This window comes from Niastella sp. OAS944 (genome assembly GCA_024809215.1).
Taxonomy (GTDB): Bacteria; Bacteroidota; Bacteroidia; order Chitinophagales; family Chitinophagaceae; genus Niastella.
The window spans coordinates 1-1,422 of record JANUBW010000027.1 but is presented as its reverse complement, the minus strand read 5'-3'; the positions used below and the strand labels follow the sequence as shown (position 1 = coordinate 1,422).

Genomic DNA, 1,422 nt, shown 5'->3' with positions numbered 1-1,422 from the left:
GTCAACTTCCTATGTTTGCATATTCAATAAGAATAGAGATTCTACTAAGTTTGCTGCATATAAAAAGGTCTTATAGTGAAAAAAAGTGAGAGCAAGAGTCAACTAAGCAGTTCAAAAAGCATGCTCATTAACAGAAATTGCCTCACTTTTTCCCCTCTTTCGAGTTTGAACAGAATGTAAGGAATGTTGCATATTCAACATATCCAGTATATCTAGTCAGGAGGCAAAACGAAGGAGAGCTTTCACTGTAAGCTGCAAACTACAAATATGAAAATCTTAAAGCAATCGGTAGGCATTGATGTATCCAAGGACGAGTTAGCTGTTTCTCTGGGTCGTTTAACTGAAGAATTGAACAGTGAGATTTACAGCTACAAAACTTTTAAGAATACGCTAAAAGGTTTTGAAGAATTGATTAGCTGGACGCAAAAGCTGGTTGTGCCAGAGGTGGCAGTCTATTATGTCGTAGAAGCTACTGGAGTATACCATGAGGCCCTGGTATATTATTTAGCAGACAACGGACAATTGATAACGATATTAACACCTAACAAAACAGCTAACTACCAAAAGACTTTAGAAATAAAAACTGTTACAGATAAAACTTCGTCTCAGGTGATAGCTATGTTTGGATTGGAAAGGAAGCTACAGATATGGCAAAAGCCCAAGGAGATTTACAGGGATATAAGGTTTCTGACTCGGGAAAGGGGGCAATTAGTAGAAGAAAAAACCGCAATAAAGAACCAATTACATGCAGAGCAATCGCAAGCCTTTCCCAGTAAAAAGAGTATTGACAGAATGCAGGCGCGCATCAAACTTCTTGATAATCAACAAGAAGAAATTATGAAAGAGATAAGGGAATCTGTAAGCCTGGATAAGTCCGCTACAGAATCGATCAAGATCATCTGTACCATACCAGGGATAGGATTATTAACAGCTGCGACCATACTGGCAGAAACGAATGGGTTTGATTTAATCACCAACAAAAGGCAATTAGCGAGTTATGCCGGGCTTGATATCAAAGAAAAGCAATCAGGAACATCGGTGAATGGCAAGCCCAAAATCTCTAAAAAGGGAAACAAGTACCTAAGGAAAGCCATGCACTTACCTGCTTTAACAGCAATAAGACATAATGAAAAGTATAAAGCCATTTTTGCCAGGTTGGTGCAGAAGCATGGTATTAAAATGAAGGCAGCTGTGGCTGTGCAAAGAAGACTATTGGAGATGGCCTATATTATTTATAAAACAAATACGCCTTACGATAAAGACTATCTTAAAACTCAAATAGACAATAAAAAGGTCGCTTAAAAAATCAGGGCGGTCATTGAAGACCGCCCTTAACAGGCTGACATAAAGCCGCCTTAGAACTTCAAAATTATAGAAAAATAATTAATAGCAGACTTTCAAACTAACACAGAATCTGTTAAC

Annotated in this window: 1 protein-coding gene; it reads left to right on the top strand. The window is 37.9% G+C overall.

Features of this window, described 5'->3' with window-relative positions; all coding sequences use genetic code 11:
- Positions 1–267: 267 nt before the first annotated feature.
- Positions 268–1,302: an IS110 family transposase gene (locus GGD38_RS37335; RefSeq protein WP_375296975.1), complete on the top strand. Its 1,035-nt coding sequence runs from the start codon at positions 268–270 to the stop codon at positions 1,300–1,302.
- The last annotated feature ends 120 nt before the right edge of the window (positions 1,303–1,422 follow it).